This window comes from Granulicella arctica (genome assembly GCF_025685605.1).
In the GTDB taxonomy this organism is placed as follows: Bacteria; Acidobacteriota; Terriglobia; order Terriglobales; family Acidobacteriaceae; genus Edaphobacter; species Edaphobacter arcticus.
This window is the reverse complement of sequence record NZ_JAGTUT010000001.1, coordinates 4130319-4151466: the sequence shown is the minus strand read 5'-3', so window position 1 is coordinate 4151466 and position 21148 is coordinate 4130319. Positions and strand designations below refer to the sequence as shown.

Here is a 21148-nt window from a genome sequence, read left to right as displayed (position 1 = left end):
CGGAACTCTATGGTGAGGTGGTATGCCGCTCCAAAATCTCACGATGTGCATGCGCTCTGAAGGGTAGTTAAAGATGAACAGACGAGAGATAGTTACCGGAATTGGTGTCGCCGCAGCCTGGCTCGTAGCGCCCTCATCCACAAGAGCAATGGTGGAGAAGCACCTACCTGAAAACCTATTGGGCGGGGTAGGAGCATCGCAAGCTAAGGGTTCGGAGTCCATACCTCCGTTCTTAGAGCACCGCGTTCCGCGAGAAGGCCATTTCCTGTATGCCCGTGAGTACGAGGGCAAGGGACCGACGTTTGTTCTCTTGCACGGCTATCCCGACAATCTGCATATCTATGACCTGCTGATCCCAGTACTCGTCGCTGCTGGCCGTCATGTCGTAGCCTTCGATTTCCTTGGTTTTGGGGCTTCCGAGAAACCTGCTGGAATCGACTATGGTTTTAAACAGCAACTCGGAGATCTGCACGCGGTTGTCGACTTCCTCAAACTCGACAGCATTGTGCCGGTCGCTCACGATGCCGGCGGCGTGGCCGCTATCAACTTCACCTTGTCAAAACCTAAGTTGATTGCAGGGCTTGTCCTGTTGAATACCTTCTATGCAGATGCGCCGACGCTCCGTATACCAGAACTGATCGAACTGTTTTCATTACCTCAGACACGCGCCTTTGGACTAGCTATGGCTTCCGACCCCAAGCAGCTAGCTTTTCTTCTGAGGTTTCAGCAACTCCAGTTTGAAATCGGCGTGTCGCAAGCCCAGATCGACGTCATTGACAAGCTGGTACAGCCGCTCATCTTCGACAATTTTGCCCAACAGCCGAGTGCTGGACCCGCCTTCGCGGCTTTAGCTGCAGACCTTCGTCCCCAGATCGCTGTGAACAATCTGCAAGTGAGCAAGCTAGCAGAGTTGGGTATTCCGACGACTATCGTTTGGGGAAAGAGCGACGCGTATCTCAATGTCGGGGTCGCGCAGGATCTCGCCGGCCACTTCAACGGAGCGTCAGTACATCTGCTGGATGCCGGCCATTGGCCGCAACTTGATCGCCCAGAAGATGTCGGACGCTACCTCCTAACAGAGCGATAGGCGGGTCAAAGGCGGTCGCCATCGGCGTCGTTCGAATCGCAATAATCTTCCGCTGTGTTCGGTCACCATCGACAGAACAGATCTCATCGTGTTGCCGGGGATGCACTAACCTAGTCGGGATATGAATCATTTGAGCAGGAATGCAAAAGGAAGGTGGTTTTAGCGAAGAGACCTCAGCAATCTCTGTCTACGATTCGAAGTAAAGAGGCCCACAGATTTGCTAGAGGCCGTTGGATCCAGAGCTCTCCGCGTATGAACGTGAATGCCGCCGCTCCGCCTACCTCACGCGCTAGCTGGACGTCTTGCAGCTTTGTTACTTCATGCCGCGCGATTTGCGAATGGCCTTTAGGACTGCGATCAAGAGATGCCACGCAAAGGATTTCTTTCCAAAATGGAGGAGCGGCGTTCACAACCTTGCTGCAATGCCTGCTCTGCTTCTTCGGCATCTTCAATTCATCGACCGCGACTGCCGAAGATAAGCATATCTCGTTTACCCAATACTCCCACGCCGCGTGGCGCATCCAGGATGGAGCCTTCAGAGGTGTGCCGAGTCAAGTAGTCCAGACTTCGGATGGTTATCTTTGGGTGGCCACCGACGGCGGTTTGTTTCGATTTGACGGTATCCAGTTTTCCCCTTGGGTGGACCCAGTCACCGCACAACCATACACCTCGGAAGTCATCACTATGCTTCCGATGGAAGACGGTGGACTGCTGTTGGGTAATGGGAGCGGACTGAAACGAATCGCGAACGGTCTCTTGAGTCCTCTGAGTGGTTCCACCGGACATATCAATTGGCTGTCTCGCAATGCGGACGGCACTGTGTGGCTTGCGCGTTCCCGCGTCAATGATTCATCCGGTTCAATCTGTAAGCTTGCTGGCGACCAACTGCAATGTATCTCCACCAAGGAGGTACCGGGTTGCCCCGGAGCTAGTGCCGTCGTTGAGGACCGTTCAGGGAGACTCTGGATAGAGAGCGTGGATGCGATCTGCAGCTGGCTTGATGGGAGTTCTAAAACCTTCAACATTGCAGAGCTGAAGTCGCAGCATGGTTTGCAAGGTATCACTGCCTTGGTCTCTGGAGCTGACTCACTGTGGGTCGGTATGCCTCCCATTGGGATCCATCGCGGCTTGTGGAAATTCAATCAAGGTGTCTGGATGTCACCCCGCGTTATTGACTTCGATCCAGCAACCCTCAACATTTCAGCGCTATTTGTTGATCGAAAAAAGAGTCTGTGGATAGGGACGACAGACCGCGGGGTGTATCACCTGACGGAAGAACACATGGAACACTTCGGGAATGCTGATGGTCTCACGGGAGACTCTGTTAAGGACATCTACGAAGATCGCGAAAATGACATTTGGGTTTCGACTACGGCCGGCCTAGATCGCTTCCATCGACGTAATGTTCTAACCTTTTCCAAGGCTGCAGGTTTGCGAGGAGATCGGGTTACATCAGTCACTGCATCCCCGAATGGATCGGTCACAGTGGCCTCAGGGCAGAAGGTATTCACTTTTAGGCCGGGAGATGATGCAGCTTCCGTTAGCAATCTTTCCGTTCCGGGGCATACCACAACTTCTGTGCTGGCAGCTCATGACGGTAAACTTTGGGTGGGTGTCGACGATTCTCTCCGGGTGTACAGCAAGGGTCACTTTCGATCGATCACTTTTCCAGACGGCTCCGCTTTTGGGCCTATCCGAGCACTATGCGAAGATAGGTCCGGTTGGATTTGGGCAATGCGCCCCTATGATTCCAAGCCGTACCGCATTGGACCCGATTACGTTCCAAGACCGTTAGCCAGGTACAACGAGGATGCCCTTGAAATAACCGACGACCCCGTGAATGGTGTATGGGTCAGATCGAGCAAGAGATCCCTTCTGCATGTGACAAGTGAAGGGATAGCTGTCGCTAAATATGAAATACCCAGTCGAGGCAATAACAGCCTTTCCATTGAGCGAGATGGCTCTCTATGGTTATCTCAGACAAAAGGCATGATTGTGATGACCAGCGGAAGGTGGATCTCAATGGACCGAAACAACGGTCTGCCTTGCGAAGAGATATACGCGTCAATCAGAGACAATCAACAGTCACTTTGGCTTTACGCGTCATGCGGAATTATTCGTGTGCCGAGTGGGGAGGTTTCAGCGTGGCGGCAAGATCCAAAGCGCAGGTTGAAGTATGAGCTGTTCGACGCGACCGACGGAGCGCAAACGAGCCCCCGCATTTTCGCACCTAGGTTAGCTAAAACATCTGACGGTCGCTTATGGTTCGTGACATCAAATGTCCTACAGATGGTCGATCCCGGCCGAATCCAGCATAATCTCCTGCCTCCGCCGACCAAGATCGAAGCGCTCCTCGCAGACCACAAAAGCTATCCGATCGCCAAGACAATGCGCCTGCTTGCCCGCACACGAGACGTTCAGATCGACTACACGGGACTCAGCTTCGTCGCACCGCAGAAGGTGACCTTCCGATATCGGCTCCTCGGTGCGGAGAACGATTGGAGCGATGTCACCACGAGGCGTCAGGCCTTCTACATGAACCTTGGGCCTGGCACCTATACCTTTCAGGTGCAAGCTTCGAATAACGACGGTGTTTGGAATCGGTCCGGCGAATCCATCACATTTGTGATTCCGCCAACACTGATACAAACCTTGTGGTTTCGGATTCTCATTGTCGCCATTCTTCTATTGGTGCTTGTCGCCGGGATCGTCGCCCGTATGCGTTACTTGAGTGAAGCGATTCGCTCACAGCTTTCAGAACGCATGGTGGAGCGGGAGCGCATTGCGCGTGAATTGCACGATACGCTTCTGCAGGGCTTCCAAGGGCTGATCCTGCGCTTTGGTACAGCTGCAAGGCAAATACCAAAAGGTGAACCCTCAAAGGCAATGATGGAGAGTGCGCTTGATCGCGCCGACGAGGTGCTCCTTGAAGGACGAAGCAGGGTGAGAGATCTGCGTGCTGATGATGTAACTTCTTCAGACCTGCTGACTGCTCTCAGCGACTTCAGTGATGAGTTGACGATTGGACAAGCCGCGGCATTCGTTGTCACAAAGGTCGGCGACGAGCGCGAACTCCACCCCATTGTTCGGGAAGAGGCCTACTGGATTGGGCGTGAAGCGCTGTCAAATGCCCAGTTACATGCTTTCGCTACAGCAATCCGTCTAAGCCTGGATTTTGGCCCCAAAACGTTTGTGATGACATGCTCGGACAATGGCCGCGGGATCGAATCTGGCATTTTGGCGGCTGGTGTTCGCGAAGGCCATTGGGGGCTGAGTGGCATGAGAGAGCGCGCCGCCAAAATCGGCGGTACAGTGAGGATCACCTGCGACGGAGAGCCGGGAACACGCGTGACGCTACGCGTACCGGCAGCAGTCGCCTATCGGAAGTCCAAAGGTCAAAGCAGGGTCGAGCGACTCAAGATGCTTTTCCGGTGAATAGCGCGCAGTATGATAGCTCCAGTCGAGCGTGTTTCTCAGCGATTTTAGGACAACACTCCCATGAACACTACTCACCTCATAAGCGTGCTCAGCGTCGACGACCATCCAATCGTTCGCGAGGGCATCGCTGGGGCGGTCGACGGTGAACCTGACATGCACTTGATTGGCGAGGCCACAAATGGACTCGAAGCGGTCGCGCTCCATCGGCTTCACAGACCGGACATCACCTTGATGGATCTCCAAATGCCGGAGATGAGCGGGTTAGAAGCGCTTGAAACCATTCGCAGCGAAGCACCTTCGGCTCGCATCATCATTCTCACTACATACGACGGAGATGTTCAAGCGGTACGTGCTCTACGTGCAGGCGCACAGGGGTATCTGCTAAAGAGCATGCTCCGCAAGGACCTTCTAGCAACGATCCGCGCAGTACACAATGGAGAGCGCTGCATTCCTGCGGAAATCGCGAAGCTCATCGCGGAGCATGTTGGCGATACAGTTTTGACGACGCGAGAGATCCAGGTCCTGCGACTCGTTGCGGGCGGTCACTCGAATAAACTCACCGCAGCGCGCCTCTCTGTTTCGGAAGACACCGTCAAGAATCATATGAGTAGCATTCTTACGAAGCTATCCGCGAACGATCGAACTCATGCTGTAACGATCGCGATGAGGCGCGGCTTCCTCGACGGATAACGTGTCATCCCGCTCTCCAGCCCGAAATTCAAAGGCTCTCATTTCCGCTTGCGACGTTGCGGAACTTTCTTTTTCGTTAGCGGAGGCTCACTTTTCAGGAGCGTATCGAAGGTTAGTCTGAAGAAATCATCGATCGCTGTCTTCTTTTGCGAATTCTTCATCAACAGCAACGAGCCGAACCATGCCGCCATCAGGTATCTTGCAAGACCATCCGGATCATGCGACTGGGCAACTTCCCCACTCACTTGAGCTGCTCGCAGGGAAGCAGAGACCGCTGCGATCCAACGATTAAAGCTCTTTTCAATCAACTTCCCGAAGCTCTCTGGCAATGCAGAAGATTCCGCGGTTAAATTTCCCATAAGGCAGCCGAGAGAGATCTTCTGCCGCTCCTGAAACTTAAGAGCTTCCTCAAATTGGCCGCGGAGGCGAGCAATCTCCGATGGCTGAGGCTTCTTCGACCTGGGCGATCCTTGTGCGGCTTCGGGTGGCGTGAACACCTTGTCGGCGACACAAGCATAGAGATCGAGCGCCTCAAGGCCTAACAGCTCTTTACTCTTAAAGTAGTTGTAGAAGGTTCCCTTGGGAACGCCGACCTGATCGACTATGTCTTGTACACTCGTGCCGTTGTATCCGAACTCATAGAATCGGAGATACGCTGCCTCTATGATCTTCTCGCGAGTTCCGGTGTTTGTCATGGCACTCCGTTTACAGAGCAATCATAGCGAAGCGGAGGCCACCTGTCGCTGCTCCTTTGCTGGTTGGCAGGAAAACCGACCTGCAACTCAGGTCTGAGAGCCGAACGCACCTCGCATAAGCCCATCCTCCACGTATCCCTGGGTCCGAAACCGCTCGATGATTTCGAGCATCTCTTGTACCGGCGAGCCCTTATCGATGCAAGCCGAGAAGAGGACGCGCACCTCGACCGGCAACGTATAGGCTTGTCCGCTCAGGAGAACAATGGGGAATGTTGCGTTTGACGCGCGCATTCTGAGCAGCAACTCTCTGCCATTCATCCCAGGCATGTCGTAATCCACAAAAGCCAGGTCGACAGCGTCGAAGTCTTGCTTCAAAGCCTCGAACGGTCGATCGGAGATGATCACGGCGTACCCGTTGCTTTCAAGAAGAGTCTGACGAAGCTGAAGACAGACAAGATCGTCATCCACACATAAGATCCGGTGTCGGACTGATGAGGTGTCCTCTCTTCTGGGCATAGTGAACCTCCAAGTGCAAACGAATCTGTGTGAAATCGACTATCGCAACGCTAACTGACATACGCCGAAGTTCTCTTGTCGAAGCCACTCGGCTTTTAGCGGAACTGGCCCGAAAGGCGTCCGTGAGGCATTAGGCTCCGACCTCCAACGACTGTTCAGTGAATCTCGGACGGTTCGCATCGTTGGAACCTCTTGCCTGTCAATAGATTGGCTGTCGCTTGATCGTCGAATCGCTCAAAAAAGGAGGAAACACCCTAAAGGACCCCCCACGAATGGGTAATTCCTTTTCATGGTTTCGGAATACGACTGGTCGTATTATCAATTGCAGAAGCATATGAAGGCGGTAGCGGACATGAATGACAGACGCAACCCACAGCCCTACACAAACGTTCCAGGGAGCTCGCTCCCTTCAATCGCAAACAGCATGTATACCCTGCCCGCATCAGAGACGCGCGGCAGAACGGCAGTGATACCTCTATTGCCTCACACCCGAGCGACAAATGCTTCGGTTGACTACGTTCATCTGCCAAGGCTGGTCGTCACGGTCCATCTCAACCCTGTCCGGGTGCAACAACGGTGGCTGCTGGATGTTTCTGGAGATCCCAAGATCGACGCTGCCGAAAATCCCAGTATCGACCCTGATTCGGCACTTTCCCCTGAGGTCGCTCATACGTGCGATTCCGTGCAGTTTCATCTTCCGCGGACAACACTCAACGACTTCACCGACGCGAACGGGCTGCCTCGACTCTCCATTGAATGCCATGGGGATTTGAGTGAGTCTCCGGTCTTTGCTCAGCTCACGAACCTTATCATTCCCTGCATTGAAGCGCCCTCTCTCTTCTCGTCCACCTTCATGAATCATTTTGTGATGCTCTTTTGCTCCCATGTGGTTCATCTTTGGAGCTCCCGGCCGAAGGATGAAGAGGTACACCGCGGCGGTCTCTCCACCTGGCAGAGGCGGCGGGCGATGGAGCTCTTGTCAAAGGGAACGTACGACGATGTAAGGCTGGCGGTCATCGCCAAAGAGTGCCGCTTGTCTGTGAGCCATTTTGCGCGGTCATTCAAGAAGACCTTCGGACTTCCTGTTCACCGCTGGGTTATCGAGCAGCGAGTCGATTACGCTAAACAACTCCTTCTCAACTCCAACGAATCTCTTATAGAGATCGCCTTCCAAGCCGGATTCTGTGACCAAGCGTCGTTCAATCGAACCTTCGCGAAGCTCACTGGCACCAGCCCAGGCCGTTGGCGTAGGGAGTCTAAAGCATAGGCCTCCCGTTTTCCCGAGTTTGCTCCCGAAGGGGCTGCTGTAGTCGCTAATGCCGGCGGGCACGGTCGACGAGTCCCTTGACCGCTACTGTTGCGAAACCATGCGAGCCCGAATGGCGCATGAAGCGCTCCGAGACATGAAAGCTGAAGTAGATCCCACAAAGCTCGAAGACGAACTGCTCGGCGTCTAGATCCTGGCGGAAGTCGCCCATGGCGACGGCCTGGATTGCGAGCTGGCGCAAGTGGGTACACCAGCCACTCCCTTCCTCTAACAGAGAATCTCGAACCGAACCCTCACGGTCATCGAACTCGAAGAAGCTGGCTAAGAGCGGAGCGCCGCCCAACTCTGTCGGCCGAGAGGCCCATATCAACCAATTCGAGATGGTGGCTTCCAACCGAGGGAGCCCTTCAGCGACATCTTGAGCTGGAGACACAACTTCCGAACGAAACACATTGCCAATGTGTTTGATAAGCTCCAGGTGAAGTTGCTCTATCGACTTGAAATGTGCGAAGAGTCCACTCTTCGACATTCCAATGTGTTTTGCCAGATTTCCTAACGTTACCCCGGCGAATCCATAGATGCAGACGATCTCGAATGCAGCTTGAAGTATGAGCGACCGCGTCCGCTGCTCATTGTGTTTTACAGTCATGCTCGCTCATTTCTTCTTCGTTGACGCAAGATGAACACTCTCTCGGAGAGGTTTCTCGATCATCTGCGCCAGGAATTTCTCAATTGCAACCAGATAACGATATGGTGGCGATCAAGGCGAATGCTTGGCATATAGAGCCGAGTTTTGTCTGAACACATCGTCAAGGATGAGCTTGGTATAAGTTCTGGAACTACATGGCTGTATCATACGACCGGTCGTATTGACGAGGTGGTTGAAATCCTTTTGAACGTGGAATGAGTAATGCATAAGCGCGAGAAATGAGCGCTGGCCCAAGTTGCTGAAGGCGGTGCATACCTACATCACTTTACCGATTGTTTGCAACAATCCTGAGGGCTATCTGCCAAGACGCCTTTGAGCCTGATCCGTAGGGTTAAGGAATGCCGGACGCGTCGGCGGATGAGAGGGACAAGGTCTACTTATGCACAAAGGGCTAGACGGCAGGGTCGCTATCGTTACTGGAAGTTCCAAAGGCTTCGGTTCGGCTATCGCTAAGGCGCTCGCGGCGGAAGGTGCGTCGACAATCGTGAATTATGTGTCGGATGAAGCAGGTGCAGCTAAGACTGTCTCCGAAATCATGGCCGCGGGCGGAAGGGCGACCGCCGTGCGGGGATCGGTAAGTAGCACCTCTGACGTAAGGCGGATCTTTGACGAAACGATCGAGCATTTCAACAGAGTCGACATCCTCGTAAATAACGCAGGAGTGTATACCTTTGGCCCTCTCGCGGAGATCGAAGACGCGGAGTACCGGAGGCAGTTCGATACCAATGTTCTGGGAACACTGCTGATGTGCAAAGAAGCATCTCTTCGGTTCGGTGAGACAGGCGGAAGCATCATAAACATCGGCACCGCAGGTACGACTCTTAACCTACCTGGCACGGTGATGTACACGGCAACCAAAGCAGCCTCCGACTCCATCACTCGTGTTCTCGCCAAAGAATTAGGCAGGCAAGATATCCGAGTGAACTCGGTAAGCCCCGGAATTGTATTGACCGAAGGTGTCAGTGCTTTGGGAATGAGTTCTGAAACCGCCTTTGTTGCAGACCTTGTTTCCCAAACGCCACTGGGGCGTGCTGGAACGACCCAGGACATTGCAGATGTAGTGACCTTTCTTGCCTCAGACAAATCACGCTGGGTGACGGGGCAGATGATACAGGCCTCGGGCGGCCTGCAGTAAAGCAGATTGGGTTACTCTCGGCTCGGCGACAATCTTCGCCTTCCGGCCCAATTGGTTCCATGCGTACAGCCCCGCAACGCGGGTTCCTGCATTTCTTGAGTATTGGGAATCGGGTCACTCCGTAGCTGAAGCAACATTCAAGGCCAACCAATATGTGGTCCGTCAAATGGGCGACTCCCCCGCCGTATCTCTCGCGATGAATGTCTTCGGAGATCCCGCTCGGCAAAGCTCTTAGCGCGGGACTCGCATTCAGACCTTGACTACCAGGCGCGCATTTTGAAGAGGCGTCCACTTTCACCTTCGTCATGAAGAGTCAATACGATTTCAGCGTCTGCGAACACAGATCCCTCTTTCTCGCTTCTGGGCGGAAGGTCGGAATCAATCAGTGTGATTGTTGGCTGCAGGCCTAGCTCAGCGTACTCTCGAATGACGGTTAAGAGTTTTTCTTTCTTGCGATCATCCAAGGACTCGAACACCCCATCGTGATAGACAAAACGAGGGAACTTTTCGTCAAGCCGAGCGCGAAGGAGAGCCATATCAAAGGCGATGCAGAGCAGCTTCCTATAGGTATGTCCGAGATCGGCACTCGTCATGTTTCCCGCTTCATCAAGGATGTCAGCTTCAAATTCCAAGTGCCCTTGACCATTTGGGGAGACGCTGAGCAGTGCTTTTCTGTTAATGACCTCTTCGACAATATCGCTCAAATGTACGCGAATACTAGAGAACAAGCTCGATTTATCCGTATTCTGCTGTTCGACGTCAGCCTCGATCTGAGATTGGATGACAGCCCTTTCATCGACGATGGTACGAATTTCAGTTCGAAGCTGTTGAAGTCGATGTAGGAAGCCTCGCTGTCTTTCAAGCGAGGTTATATCCGCTCTCAGCGTGACCATTTCATCGGAGAATTGTTTGTACTTATCGAAAGCGTCGGTCGCGCTCAAAAATGCGAGGTTCTCCGACCTGCGCTTTCCAAGAGTGTTCAGTTCGGCACCAATCTTCTTCAGCTCTGCTTCGACCTCGGTACGCTCTTCTTGCAGATATACCCGTCGTTCGTCGCTTATCGCTCGGTTAAATGAGATGAGCTGCTGAAAATCCTTCTTGATCTGATCCTTAAAGAAAACTCCAGCTTCCTTGAACAGTCGCTCGGCCTCATCGGGGCTGAAAAGAATTTGGTCATTTTCTAAGGAGGATAAAATCCTCTTTCTGTTTTGCGTCAGTGAATAACGCTGCGTATTGAGTTCGGCGATTCGGTCGTCGATATCGTGCTCGAACTTAGCCGCGACAAATCGCCCGGTCTGCTCGGCGGGGTTGTTGCCGCCGATTCGTGCTTGCGTGTACTGCTCCAGCTCCGAGAGCGCGGCGGTCACCGCCTCCCGATGAGCCAGGCGCACGCTCTCATCGCCGCCCACAAGGGCTGTCAGGGACACGGATTTGGGCGCGGAAAAGGTAGCGTCCCAACCGGCGCGGTGCTCCACCGCCTTCGTGATGGAACCATCCGGGTTGGTCTGTTCGCCTGCGATGCGATGCTTCACCATCTGCTCGCCGGTTCGCGGATTCTGACCATTGGCGAGAGCCATGAAGTCGGCTTTGCTGACGGTTCCCGAGAGGCCGAACCTGCCTGCCAACTCGCCCTGCCACTCGCCCAGCAGGACGTCGTCTTTGGCGTAGTAGCTCTGCGTCTCGGATACGAAATCCTTAGTGTGATACGTGCCCGCCTGCGAGGCATTAAGTGCCTTCGAAATCGTCAGCATCGGGGCTACTCCAGAGAGAGGCTGAATTGCTCATCGTCGTAAGCCTGGATATGGGTATGGTGCTGAGGATCGTGCAGCGGAATCAGATACGGGTCCAAATCCGTGAGCATGATCGGGTCGGAAGTGGTCTGCTCCGGTTGCTCTTCGTCCCGCTTGACGATATCGTCCCACCCCTCTTTGACCGCCTTCAACTCGTCTTCCGAGAAGTCGCGGCCCTGCGCCTCCAGCGACTCGCGGAACTGTTGCAACTCCTGAAGAAACTCGGCAGCGATGGCAGCGATGCCGCTGAGCTGCGCTACCGGCTGCGCGATGGGCTGCGTCTTGGAATTCTCGTCGGGTCCATCCCAGGCCAGCGTGAGGGCGCGCCGGTACTGCGCACCTCCTTTCTGCTTGGGTTCCTGTGAGTCGTTGGCTTCGGGTCTGGGCTGGGCCGGCGTCTCTGGTTGCGTCAAAGGTTCAGCCGGAGCCGAGCATGCCGCCGGTGTCAGCGGCTCTAGGGTGCGGCGATCGAACTTCAGCTTGTCGTCGATGTTTTCGCGAGGAATAAACGCATCCGTCACGGTCGGCAGGCCGTGATAGTCGAAGTCGAAGCGGGCGATCCGATTGCCAAGTTTGAGATACGCGCGGCGGTCGTCCAAACCGGAGATTTCAGAGGCCATGACCAGAGGCTCAATTTGCCTGTCGATGGTGTAGTTTTTGCCCGCGCGAGAGCCGTCGAAGTGCGTCTCCTTCAGACGCTCGATCTCAACCTTGCCAAGCGTGTCGGAGATCCATTCGGCGGCTTTGCCTTCCGTGGTTTTCATGAAAATTTTGGTGGCGGGCTGGCTCAACATGACCTCGGCGATTTTGCCGTAGATGTCCTCCAGTTGCGCACGCCCCTGGAAACCGACCACGAGCGGATTTTTTGACTTCCGGCTCTCTGTCATGGCGCTGTGGAGCTGGGGCAGCTTCTGCAGACTGGCCAGCTCGTCGATCACAAACCAGACCTGCTTTTGCCCCGGTTTGGGAATCTCCATCAAGCGCATTACGAGGATGTCGATCCATAGCGAGATAAGTGGACGCAGCACCTCGCGCTGAGACTTCTTGGAGGTGATAAAGATCCAGCCCTCGCGATTTTTGGCCCAATCCGTTGCGTTCCAAATCGACGTGGTTTCTTCCTTCCTCGGCAGCAGACGGAGGCTCTGCGCGACCAGGCCGAGACTGGCCAGAACACCCGCCGCCTGAGGGCCAGCTTTGCGGTCGATATAGAACGCCATCTCCGTTCCCTTGACCTTCTTTTGCAGGAAACTTTCATCCGCCATCCATTGCGCCAGCGTGTGCGGCGTCGGGCCTTCGCGAAGCAGGTGGGCGAAGATCTGAGCAGGCGTCCGGTAGAAAAACTCCTTGTTCGAGCTGTTGGAACTGCCGCCCGATGGCTGGTACAGCGATTCGGAGATAGTCGTGGCTTCCTGATTGCTCTCGATCTCCATGGCAGGCGACCAGAACGGGCATCTCGCGTCGAGCGGATTGAGAATAATGTCGCCGCGTTTTTCGTCGTAGAACCGCTGCACGAACTCCGAGGCCGGGTCATACACAATGGCCACGTCGCCACGGTCCCTAATCTGCCGAAGTAGCTGCATGATGAGGGTCGTCTTACCTGCACCGGTGTCGCCCATCATCTGAAAGTGCTGGGACTCTTTGCCGGGAGGAATCCGCATCAGCCCGGTCATCTCCGTGGTCTTAAATCCGAGCCCCAGATGGGCCTGGTTGCCGCCCTTCTTGCTGGCTCTCCACGCACGGAACTCGCCTAAAGGATGACGCCAGAACTCGCGCATTACGGCGCGGTGGAATTCGCGTGGGCTCATCATCTCGGGACCACGGAGCACGCGGCCATACTTCAAAACTTTGAGCCGCTTGATATCGGCCGGCACGGCAAACCAGAGCATGATGGCGAGCAGTACTCCGGCCTCGATGTAGCTGGGGAGAAACAGGCGCGGAACGCTGTCGCCTTTGAAAAAGGTGAAGCGAAGCCAATGGTATAGCGAGGCGTCCTGGAACTTCTGCGGAAGGCTCCGCCCGAACGATCGATAGCCTTGTGCCTGCGGCAGCAAAGTGAGCTGGACGGGTACGGTCTTCCCGTTCGGAAGCGTCGTTTGGCCATCCTCGAAATCAACCGGCAGGGCAAGGCGCGGCTGCCGCCTTTTCGCTCCTTCGAGATAGAACATCCGGTACTCGCCGGCCTGATGGAAGGCCGTTCCAACGGCTGCGCGGACGTACTCCGTGAAGTAGCTTCGCTGCATGATCGGCATGGAAAACGCGACCCTCTGCCATGCGAAAAAGCAGAGGCACATGAGCGCAACTCCAAAGGCTGTGAAGGTGTACACCGGCACGGTCGGCGGTGTGATGAGGGTTTCTTTTCTGCCCCAGGACGATGCCATAGACTAGTTCTCCTTTGCGGTATTCAACCGCTCTGTTTGCTCCGTGAGCTCGCGGGCAATTCGGCGCTTCACCTTCTGCACTTCCGCGTGGATTTTCGTGTACTCGGCCTCGGGTAGAGCTCTTTGCCGCGGCTCTCAAACTTCTTTTGGGAGGAACCGAGACCCCGTAGGGGCGACGTAGTCGAAGCAGAACGACGCCGAGCCGCAGGGCGCCGGTTTGGCCCCGAAGCGTGAACCCGAGCAGAGGACGGGATACGAGGCGGAAGGCTCCCCGATGCACCGAAGTCAAACTCTCGCCCCCGGCGACGAATGTTCGCCCAAACCGCAGCCCCTCTCATCGCCACAAAGGCTCCGTAGAAGGCCGGCTCAGAGCACCCTCCGTTGCGTTCTCGGCTATGCCGGAATGCCACGCTGGGCGCTTTTCGAGACGAGTTGGGCTGTGCAGCCGATTTGGCAGCATGACGGTACATCGAAGTGACCTCGATTCGGGTTGGGTTCTCTAGCTGTATGCCTGATGCTCAGGCGGCGGAAGCACGATAGATGTCCTCCGTCTGGAAGCTCTGATCCGCGTGGGTGTATCCGTTCACGGTAATCAGCTCGCGCACCCGGCGACGGCCCACGGCATCGCGCTCGCAGTACAGAACGAAGTCGATGGCCTCCGCCGTCTCGGAGCGGATGAATGCGTGGTTGAGATTCGCTCTGGCACTCAGGGCGAGATTTGAGAGCCGATTCAAAGCGTCCCACGCCGACTTGGCATGAATCGTCGAGAGCGTCCCGCCATGCCCCGTATTCATGGCCTGCAGCAGGTCGTAGCCGCACTCATTGCGGATCTCGCCCATAATGATGCGGTCTGGCCGATGACGCAGAGCGGCGGCGAGAAGCTGGCTCGGGGTGATGGCAACCTGGCCCGGAATCGCCTCAACAGCCTCCCAGCGGACGGCGTTGGCGTGGTTCACTTTCAACTCGGCGGGCTGCTCGATGACCACCAGACGTTCATGCTGGGGAACGTGGTCAAGCAGCGCCTTCATTAAGGTCGTCTTCCCCGAGCTGGTTCCACCGCTGATAATGCCGTTCTTTCGTTCATTGATAAAGCCGATTACTTTGTCGCGAACCGACTCCGGCAAGCTGCCGGCGGCGATTAGCTCATCGGAGGTATACCAGCGGTTGAATTTGCGGATGGTTAACGTCGGTCCATTGATCGAAGATGGAGCGCCTACCACTGCCACACGCGAGCCGTCCGGCAAGCGTGTATTGAGGATCGGATTCTGGGACGTGAGGTCCTGCCCAAGGATTCGAGCTACGCGTTCAATCGCCGCCTGAAGGCGATCGTTCGTGTAGGGCGTTGCCAGAGGGATATGTTCGATGACGCCGTTCCGATCCGCGTAGACGCCGGTGGTGCCGTTAATCATCAAGTCGGAGATGGACGGGTCTAGGAGCAGCGCTCGTAGCTCCTCAGGAAAGAACGGGAGAATCAGGTGGTAGCTCATCGCGTCGCTCCTGCCGCTGGCGTTGCCGGAAGTGCCGGCAACGCTCCATTGGTTCCAGGAGCGATTGGATCGACGGAGAGCCGGTTCTCGTGGAACTCCGTGATGGTCAATCCAAGCGGGTTGATCGTCTCGAACTGCGGGAAGATGCGGGCCTGGTCGCTCACCTGCTTGGGGTTCAAATAATAGGTGATACTCAGCATCCAATGCTCCGTCCGGGGCTCGCGCGAGTTCTGGGCAGAGTAGAACCTGTCGATGGCAACAAGAGCTGTTCCACGGGCGATCCGAGTACCCTGAACGGTCTCGTCTGACATCGACGTGATGGTGACGTTCTTGACCTGCACGTCGCTTGTCTCAATTTGTCCTGCCACCACCTGTGAGACAAGATGATTTGCATTGTCAGCCGTCATCAACTGCGAGGCGAGCGTCTGCGACAGGAAGTAGTAGTTGAGCGGGTACTTCTTCGCGATGGTGTCCCGGCCAATGGTGTAGCGGTAGTTGGCCCAATCGGTGAGGTACGTCCGTACTTCGCCCTCGCGGGGGCTGTAGTTGAGGTCGGTGTATTGGATTGCTTGGGCGCGGCCCATCTCATCGATGCGGATGTAGCGATTCGCAGTTGGACGATGGGCGAGTGAGAAGTTAAGCCACATCGAACCAAGTAGCACTACTGTTCCGCAACCAATGACGAGACGGTAGGCTTTGCGCTCCGCATAGTGGGAGGCATAGACCTCATTCCCGATGTGGTCCGTGAGCAGGGCTTGCTCCGGTGTGAGCGCGCTTTCAACGGGTGCTGTGTGTGTGGACATGGGGATCGTGACTCCTTTCTTCGACTGCATGGAAGACAACGATGGCGTAGATCAACCCGGCTGCGAGAGCACCGATGAAAATAATGACCAACAAGGTGGAGAACCAACGAGGCCACCGCAACTTGCCATCGCTTAGCATGAGAATCCAAAACCAATTCCTCACTAGCCACCTCCCAATTTTGCGAGTAGCATCGCCCCGCCACCCGCAGCATTCTGAGCCGAAGAAACCAACCCAGCCGCACCGCCAAAGATGGCCTGGGTCATGCTCGGAATGAACAGCATATTAATGATGAAAGCGACGAAGACCATTAAGCAAGGGATCAGATTAGCGATCCACATATCCATCGAATAGTTGCCGTTGAAGGTCTGCTGCAGAAACCCGTTCATGAATCCGGCCCACACGTAGATGAAGGCGGCTGCAACGGCGCGAATCATAGCGAAGCTGATGAGCACATCAAGGAAGTGGAAGAACTTTGCTTTGAAGGTCTGTGTCATGAGCAACGGCACAAAGACAGGACCAAAGAGCGCCGTCACACCGTAGAGGATGAAGGCGCTGCAATTGATGACAAACAGAATGGCGGAAGCGAGTCCGAGCATGATCTGGACAAGCACATAGCAAAGGATCTGAACCGGCGCGGTCAAAGACGGCATGGATGTTCCATCGCCAGCCGTCTTCAGAAGCTGCAAAAGCTGATCCAAAGAATGCTGATCGAACGCCGCGACCATCGCCTGTGCGATGTAGCTGAAGAAGTGATTGATGCCGAAGCTGGCACCGGGAAACGGATTCACCCAATAGTTCAGCAGCAAGCTGCACACGATGAGCTTGAGCAGGAAATGGGTAAGGTCGCCCGCACGCACGGGATGGTGATGCAGCCGGAACGTCATCGTGCTGGTGTTCCAGTTGATGACCATGTTCACAAGGGTGAAGAGAGAGATGCAGCTCAGCTCCGTCCAACCGAATTGGGTCAACGCGCCGCCATTCTGCGTCGTGAGGTTGGTCAGGTTATTGGTGAACTGGTAGAGCCAGTCCATGCCCGACGATGCGGACGGCAGTGCTTGTGCGAGAACGGCGATGCTCATATCGGTCTCCGGTGAAATCAGGGGATATAGGTCTTCCAGGTCTTGCCTTCGTTACCAGCGGCAGAATTATGCCGTTTTTTGTCCTGCTCTACCTTCTTGCGAAACGCTTCATCCTGCCGCTCGCGCTCCTCGGCATCGTGCTGTTGCTGCTGAAGGATGGCGGCGGCCTTGTGAGCCTCATGGCTCTGGTAAATCACGGCGCTGCCGATGGCGGTCAGCGCCGCAAGAATTGCAATGAGTATCTTGGTGTTGATCGCTTTCAGCATCGCGTCTCCAAGTCAAGGAAGATAGGTCTGCCAGGTATTACTCTCGTTCGCCGCGCTCACGTTACTGGTCGAGCGTTGCTGCTGAACAAAGGCAGCGGTGTTCAGGTCTTGCGCAGCAGCGTTCCGCTGCTGCATGTTCGTGACGGTCATCTGGGAAGCAAGGCAAGCCTGCAAGACACCTTGCGATTGCATCTCGGACATCTTCTGGGCTTCCGCTGCATTCAGGAGATTGAGTTGTTCGACCTCTGTGTTCGTGCCATTACTGATGTCGAGCTGCTGCGAGGCGAGCGTGTTGTTTGCGGTGACGTTCTGTGTCCTCGCGCCCCTGTACTGGCCGACTGCGGTAAGGCAATCGGGGGAGATGGAGTCCGACGCCTCGATCATGGCTAGTTGTGAAAGCTGGGCACTACCCGGCGTCTGTCCTTGCAGGTAGGTGGTAGTGTTCCCGCTGACCTTGATCGTTCCGGCTGTCCACGCCGTGGACGATGCGCTGGGCGAGTTCGTATTCAGCGCGATGCTCATACCGCTCGTCTCGCCAAACATATTCGCGACGTTGGCGTTCTTCATGGCATTCAAGGTGGTCTGCCACTGTTGCTTGACGGAGAAGTGCGTGATGTTGTTCTGGAGCATCTTGTACTGCGACTCCAGGGTCGTGAGCTGGGACACAAGGCTGGCGTAGCTGGTCGGGTCGAAGACGATGTCGCCGATCCCGAAGAGAGCGAAGCTAGGTGTCGCGGTCAACAAGAGCAGACCGCCGGTAAGAAGATACTTGTTGCGTTTGGTCATCACGAGTTTCATACACCCTCCTTTGGGTGAAAAAGCTAGAAGCACTGCGGGCAGGTAGGGTCCAACCTGTCCAGGGAAAAGTGACGGATGTCGGTCACGATCTTGCATGGAAACTCCGTCACGGCGTCAACGGTCTGGACAAAACAATCGAGTGTGCTGGCGACAGAGTTACGTCCGACCGGCGAGACGAGAAGAGCGAGAGCCAGCATGGATGCACTGACTGAGAGAATGAGCCTGTTGCGTCTTGTAATCGTGAGTGTGGTCATGCGTTTTTCCTCTCTCACAAGAGCATTTACATGGTGGGATCGACGCGATGTTCCGCGTAGGACGGGATGAGGATGTCGCGCCCAACGTATACGCGGGCACGGGAACCTTCCTTGAGCGTGATGACAGGTAGGCGATTCAGGAAGTGGTTCAATACCTGCTCGCCCTCAGCGGCCGACTGCTCGGAGATCCCGCTGCGTATCTGAGAGGACGCCGTAAGCACGCTGCCGTTATTACCGATCTGTGCCAAGCCCCCTAAACCGCCCACGGCAGCCGCCGCGCCAAACGCCATCAAGTAGCCGTGGTCTACTTTGGTGGCGAGGCCAGTGGTGCCTAATGGGTCAAGGCCGATGTACTTATCGAAGTCAAGGGAGAACCCATCCGGACAAACGGCGCGATGGAAGGTAACGAACATCTTGCGCTGCTGCGCATTGCCGACGCTCTGCACCGTACCGATTAAGCGTGTGCCTTGGGGCATGAGAAGCTGCTGATGGTCATGTGAGTAGTAGTCGGTGGTGAGCATGACCAGAATCGGGCCACTCAACCCTCCGGCAAGCCGCGCAACGAGCCTTCGATGGATCGCATGCGCGACTCAAGCTCCTGGTCGGTCAGGCCCTCTTCGTCGATGCCGGTGAGGGCGAACAGGCAGCCGTAACCGCCCCCCTTGAGGGCGAAGATGTTTGGCCCGACAAAGCGCGCAATCGGAACGATGCTGCACGCGGCTCCGGCCTTGGCGAACCACGGAGTATGTTTGAGCTGCTCAGCGTTTACGCGGGTCATAGTAGCTCTTCTGGTTGAGGCTCAGGCCCCACAGTTGGAACATCTTCGGGTGTTTACGGACGATGAGCCATGCGCCGACCGCAAGCGTCGGGAAGGCCAACATCGCCAACAAGCGAAAACCAACGAGGAAAACCGTTACGCAGACGAATACGATCGCCATCCATGCTGTAAGATCGAGACCAAGCTTGGCTCTCGGTCGATTCAGCGCTTGATTGATTGGTAACGGCTCTCCCCGCTTGGTCATGGTCGATGTCACCTCCTACATCGACTGCCCAGTTAAGGATCCGATCCAGCCAGCTCCCCAACCGAGAACTCCGGCGCCGAACAATGCGCCGAAGAGCCCTGGAATGGCATCCTGAAACCGCCCAGACATCATGCGGATTCCAGCGAAAATCAGTCCGCCGAAACAGATGACAGCACCGGCATAAACTGCGAAGGTCTTAAACGTTCCCATGAGCGTTTGCGCTCCTGAGAAATCCATCGTGCCTTGTGCGTGGGCTGCGCTTGCAATTGTGAGCGTGAAAAAGACGGGAACGAGCGCACGAAGCAGACGGGGTACCGTTGCTTTGAGTGAGCGCATTGAACCGGCGAACGACGACGGCGAAGCAGTCGCATTGGTGAGTCGAAAGGGCAACCGAACGGAGCTTCGATCCGATCGGAGAGTAGGGGGACGATTAGCCATTTGCACCTCCGCTGATCGCGTTCATCAGCATGGCGCAAACCTAAATTCAGTCGTCCGCTAGAGTCCAATAACTATTCGTATGTCCGCTATTCCGTGGAGGAATAACTTCACTCAATCGGTATAGGTCTTGAGCACTTCTGGTGCCCCTACACCGGTCCGAATTAGTGTCGCTTTGTGGGCCGCGCAGCTTTCGTATTCGCTGGAAAAGGACGTTCCGTCCGTGAAGTCGATCATGATCTCGACACTGTTACAGTCCGTTGCATGGAGTTTGAGGGAGCTTATTGTCTTACCTACGACTTCTGGACACTCGATGATTGGAGAACGCATTCTCTACACCTCGTACATCTATTTTGTTTCCTATTAGGAAACGATGCAAGCGCCTACCCACACTAGGGGAATGGTCCAGCCTGCGGAGGGTGAAACTCGGAAGTCTCGCAAGGCGAGGACAGTGCCGTACCAGGCGCGTTACAACGGCTTTTTGGCAAAGCTGATCACCGCAAGAGAAGAAGCGGGATTTACGCAGAGAGACGTGGCCGAGCGCCTTGGCATGTTTCATTCGTGGATATCGAAGACTGAGTCCGGCGATCGACGCCTGGATGTGATGGAACTCATTCTGCTCGCTGATCTTTATGGAAAGAACCCGCAATACTTCCTTGATACCGAATAGCTGGCACTCGACTACGGCGTCAATAGTACGCCCAGCCGTTGCGCGAGTATAAGGATTTCTGGCGTCGCACTGCCATCCGAGAGGAGTAGCGGTGTTGGCGAACCGCTCGGGTTCAATACATGCCCTTTGAGACGGTCTTCAAACAGGACGAGAGCTCGCGCGGGATCGGCTTGGCGAGATGTCCAGGTGAGACCTTCGGCGTCCGGATATTGATCGTGCAATGCCCGGGCCCACGCGCGAGTTTCCGGATACTGAGATCCATCGCACTCGATCAGGTCTTTTCGAGAGATCCCGAGCTTACGCAAAGGGACGGCCGACAGGTCGATTAGGGCTAGGCCTCGGCTGAGGGTCAGTTGCGACCACACTTTCCCAGCCACATGGGTCGCCTTGGACCACATCTTCGGCCCGGCAACAAAAGGCACATCGTGGAAGACGGTCTCCATCAACGCGCAATCCAGAGTCGTACCCGCATAAAGAGTGGGAATAACCGGTCCTGCGGTGTCAGCAAGCGGGCTGAATCTGGCATTTCCAGTGGACGAAGGGTTGAACTCCACGGCGCCATACGCATCCGAGTGAACGCGGTAGACGGTCTCACCCTTCCCCCAGGAAAGCATGGTTGCGTCGAGTT

Annotated in this window: 20 protein-coding genes and 3 pseudogenes; 7 read left to right on the top strand and 16 right to left on the bottom strand. The window is 55.5% G+C overall.

The features are described 5' to 3' along the window. Nucleotides 1–73 precede the first annotated feature (73 nt). The 4 genes and pseudogenes from OHL20_RS17605 (at nucleotide 74) to OHL20_RS17595 (ending at nucleotide 5215) form a co-directional block, all read left to right on the top strand. On the top strand, nucleotides 74–1087 hold the full coding sequence (locus tag OHL20_RS17605) for an alpha/beta fold hydrolase (RefSeq protein ID WP_263384480.1): 1014 nt from the start codon (nucleotides 74–76) through the stop codon (nucleotides 1085–1087). 252 nt (nucleotides 1088–1339) lie between these two features. Beyond that, nucleotides 1340–2455, top strand: a pseudogene (locus tag OHL20_RS25260) (ligand-binding sensor domain-containing protein); the annotation flags it as partial. 900 nt (nucleotides 2456–3355) lie between these two features. Further along, nucleotides 3356–4522: an ATP-binding protein gene (locus OHL20_RS17600; RefSeq protein WP_263384479.1), complete on the top strand. Its 1167-nt coding sequence runs from the start codon at nucleotides 3356–3358 to the stop codon at nucleotides 4520–4522. A gap of 63 nt (nucleotides 4523–4585) precedes the next feature. Further along, nucleotides 4586–5215 (top strand): response regulator, encoded by a 630-nt coding sequence (locus OHL20_RS17595; RefSeq protein WP_263384478.1) that lies wholly within the window; start codon nucleotides 4586–4588, stop codon nucleotides 5213–5215. A 38-nt stretch (nucleotides 5216–5253) separates the two neighbouring features. Here OHL20_RS17595 and OHL20_RS17590 read toward each other — a convergent pair whose 3' ends face one another. Both OHL20_RS17590 and OHL20_RS17585 read right to left on the bottom strand, forming a co-directional pair. Then, nucleotides 5254–5910 carry a TetR/AcrR family transcriptional regulator gene (locus tag OHL20_RS17590; protein ID WP_263384477.1) on the bottom strand — a complete coding sequence of 219 codons (657 nt, stop codon included), beginning with the start codon at nucleotides 5908–5910 and terminating at the stop codon, nucleotides 5254–5256. 87 nt (nucleotides 5911–5997) lie between these two features. After that, nucleotides 5998–6378, bottom strand: coding sequence for a response regulator (locus OHL20_RS17585; protein ID WP_263384476.1), 381 nt, complete (start codon nucleotides 6376–6378; stop codon nucleotides 5998–6000). A gap of 400 nt (nucleotides 6379–6778) precedes the next feature. Between OHL20_RS17585 and OHL20_RS17580 the strand changes: the two genes are divergently transcribed. After that, nucleotides 6779–7693 carry a helix-turn-helix domain-containing protein gene (locus OHL20_RS17580; protein ID WP_263384475.1) on the top strand — a complete coding sequence of 305 codons (915 nt, stop codon included), beginning with the start codon at nucleotides 6779–6781 and terminating at the stop codon, nucleotides 7691–7693. A 46-nt stretch (nucleotides 7694–7739) separates the two neighbouring features. On the opposite strand, the gene OHL20_RS17575 is transcribed toward OHL20_RS17580, so the two are convergent. Then, nucleotides 7740–8342: a TetR/AcrR family transcriptional regulator gene (locus OHL20_RS17575; RefSeq protein WP_263384474.1), complete on the bottom strand. Its 603-nt coding sequence runs from the start codon at nucleotides 8340–8342 to the stop codon at nucleotides 7740–7742. A gap of 439 nt (nucleotides 8343–8781) precedes the next feature. On the opposite strand from OHL20_RS17575, the gene OHL20_RS17570 reads away from it, so the two are divergent. Further along, nucleotides 8782–9537, top strand: a complete 756-nt coding sequence (locus OHL20_RS17570; RefSeq protein ID WP_263384473.1) for an SDR family NAD(P)-dependent oxidoreductase — start codon at nucleotides 8782–8784, stop codon at nucleotides 9535–9537. A 260-nt stretch (nucleotides 9538–9797) separates the two neighbouring features. On the opposite strand, the gene mobF is transcribed toward OHL20_RS17570, so the two are convergent. The 12 genes and pseudogenes from mobF to OHL20_RS17505 all read right to left on the bottom strand — a co-directional run bounded on the left by mobF (nucleotide 9798) and on the right by OHL20_RS17505 (nucleotide 19751). Continuing rightward, nucleotides 9798–11288 carry a MobF family relaxase gene (gene mobF, locus OHL20_RS25010; protein WP_317890965.1) on the bottom strand — a complete coding sequence of 497 codons (1491 nt, stop codon included), beginning with the start codon at nucleotides 11286–11288 and terminating at the stop codon, nucleotides 9798–9800. A gap of 5 nt (nucleotides 11289–11293) precedes the next feature. Further along, a complete protein-coding gene (locus tag OHL20_RS17555) occupies nucleotides 11294–13492 on the bottom strand; it encodes a type IV secretion system DNA-binding domain-containing protein (RefSeq protein ID WP_263384472.1) in 2199 nt (732 codons plus the stop codon). A 731-nt stretch (nucleotides 13493–14223) separates the two neighbouring features. Continuing rightward, nucleotides 14224–15192, bottom strand: a complete 969-nt coding sequence (locus tag OHL20_RS17550; RefSeq protein ID WP_263384471.1) for a CpaF family protein — start codon at nucleotides 15190–15192, stop codon at nucleotides 14224–14226. Further along, nucleotides 15189–15995, bottom strand: coding sequence for a VirB8/TrbF family protein (locus OHL20_RS17545; RefSeq protein WP_263384470.1), 807 nt, complete (start codon nucleotides 15993–15995; stop codon nucleotides 15189–15191). The genes OHL20_RS17550 and OHL20_RS17545 overlap by 4 nt, the downstream gene beginning before the upstream one ends. 162 nt (nucleotides 15996–16157) lie before the next feature. Continuing rightward, nucleotides 16158–17075, bottom strand: a complete 918-nt coding sequence (locus OHL20_RS17540; RefSeq protein ID WP_263384469.1) for a type IV secretion system protein — start codon at nucleotides 17073–17075, stop codon at nucleotides 16158–16160. Nucleotides 17076–17092: 17 nt separating this feature from the next. Continuing rightward, a complete protein-coding gene (locus tag OHL20_RS17535; protein WP_263384468.1) occupies nucleotides 17093–17341 on the bottom strand; it encodes a hypothetical protein in 249 nt (82 codons plus the stop codon). A 12-nt stretch (nucleotides 17342–17353) separates the two neighbouring features. Next, nucleotides 17354–18139 (bottom strand): hypothetical protein, encoded by a 786-nt coding sequence (locus OHL20_RS17530; RefSeq protein ID WP_263384467.1) that lies wholly within the window; start codon nucleotides 18137–18139, stop codon nucleotides 17354–17356. 23 nt (nucleotides 18140–18162) lie between these two features. Beyond that, a complete protein-coding gene (locus OHL20_RS17525) occupies nucleotides 18163–18393 on the bottom strand; it encodes a hypothetical protein (protein ID WP_263384466.1) in 231 nt (76 codons plus the stop codon). Between the two features lie 26 nt (nucleotides 18394–18419). After that, nucleotides 18420–18941: pseudogene (locus tag OHL20_RS17520) on the bottom strand (TrbI/VirB10 family protein); the annotation flags it as partial. Next, nucleotides 18935–19171 (bottom strand): annotated as a pseudogene (locus OHL20_RS17515) (VirB4 family type IV secretion system protein); the annotation flags it as partial. The pseudogenes OHL20_RS17515 and OHL20_RS17520, both read right to left, overlap by 7 nt. Then, entirely contained in the window at nucleotides 19152–19415 is a 264-nt protein-coding gene (locus OHL20_RS17510) for a VirB3 family type IV secretion system protein (RefSeq protein WP_263384465.1), read from the bottom strand. The pseudogene OHL20_RS17515 and the gene OHL20_RS17510, both read right to left, overlap by 20 nt. 15 nt (nucleotides 19416–19430) lie before the next feature. Beyond that, on the bottom strand, nucleotides 19431–19751 hold the full coding sequence (locus OHL20_RS17505) for a hypothetical protein (RefSeq protein ID WP_263385036.1): 321 nt from the start codon (nucleotides 19749–19751) through the stop codon (nucleotides 19431–19433). A 472-nt stretch (nucleotides 19752–20223) separates the two neighbouring features. On the opposite strand from OHL20_RS17505, the gene OHL20_RS17500 reads away from it, so the two are divergent. Continuing rightward, on the top strand, nucleotides 20224–20520 hold the full coding sequence (locus tag OHL20_RS17500) for a helix-turn-helix domain-containing protein (RefSeq protein WP_263384464.1): 297 nt from the start codon (nucleotides 20224–20226) through the stop codon (nucleotides 20518–20520). Between the two features lie 11 nt (nucleotides 20521–20531). On the opposite strand, the gene OHL20_RS17495 is transcribed toward OHL20_RS17500, so the two are convergent. Then, entirely contained in the window at nucleotides 20532–21134 is a 603-nt protein-coding gene (locus tag OHL20_RS17495) for an RES family NAD+ phosphorylase (RefSeq protein ID WP_263384463.1), read from the bottom strand. Between the last annotated feature and the right edge of the window lie 14 nt (nucleotides 21135–21148).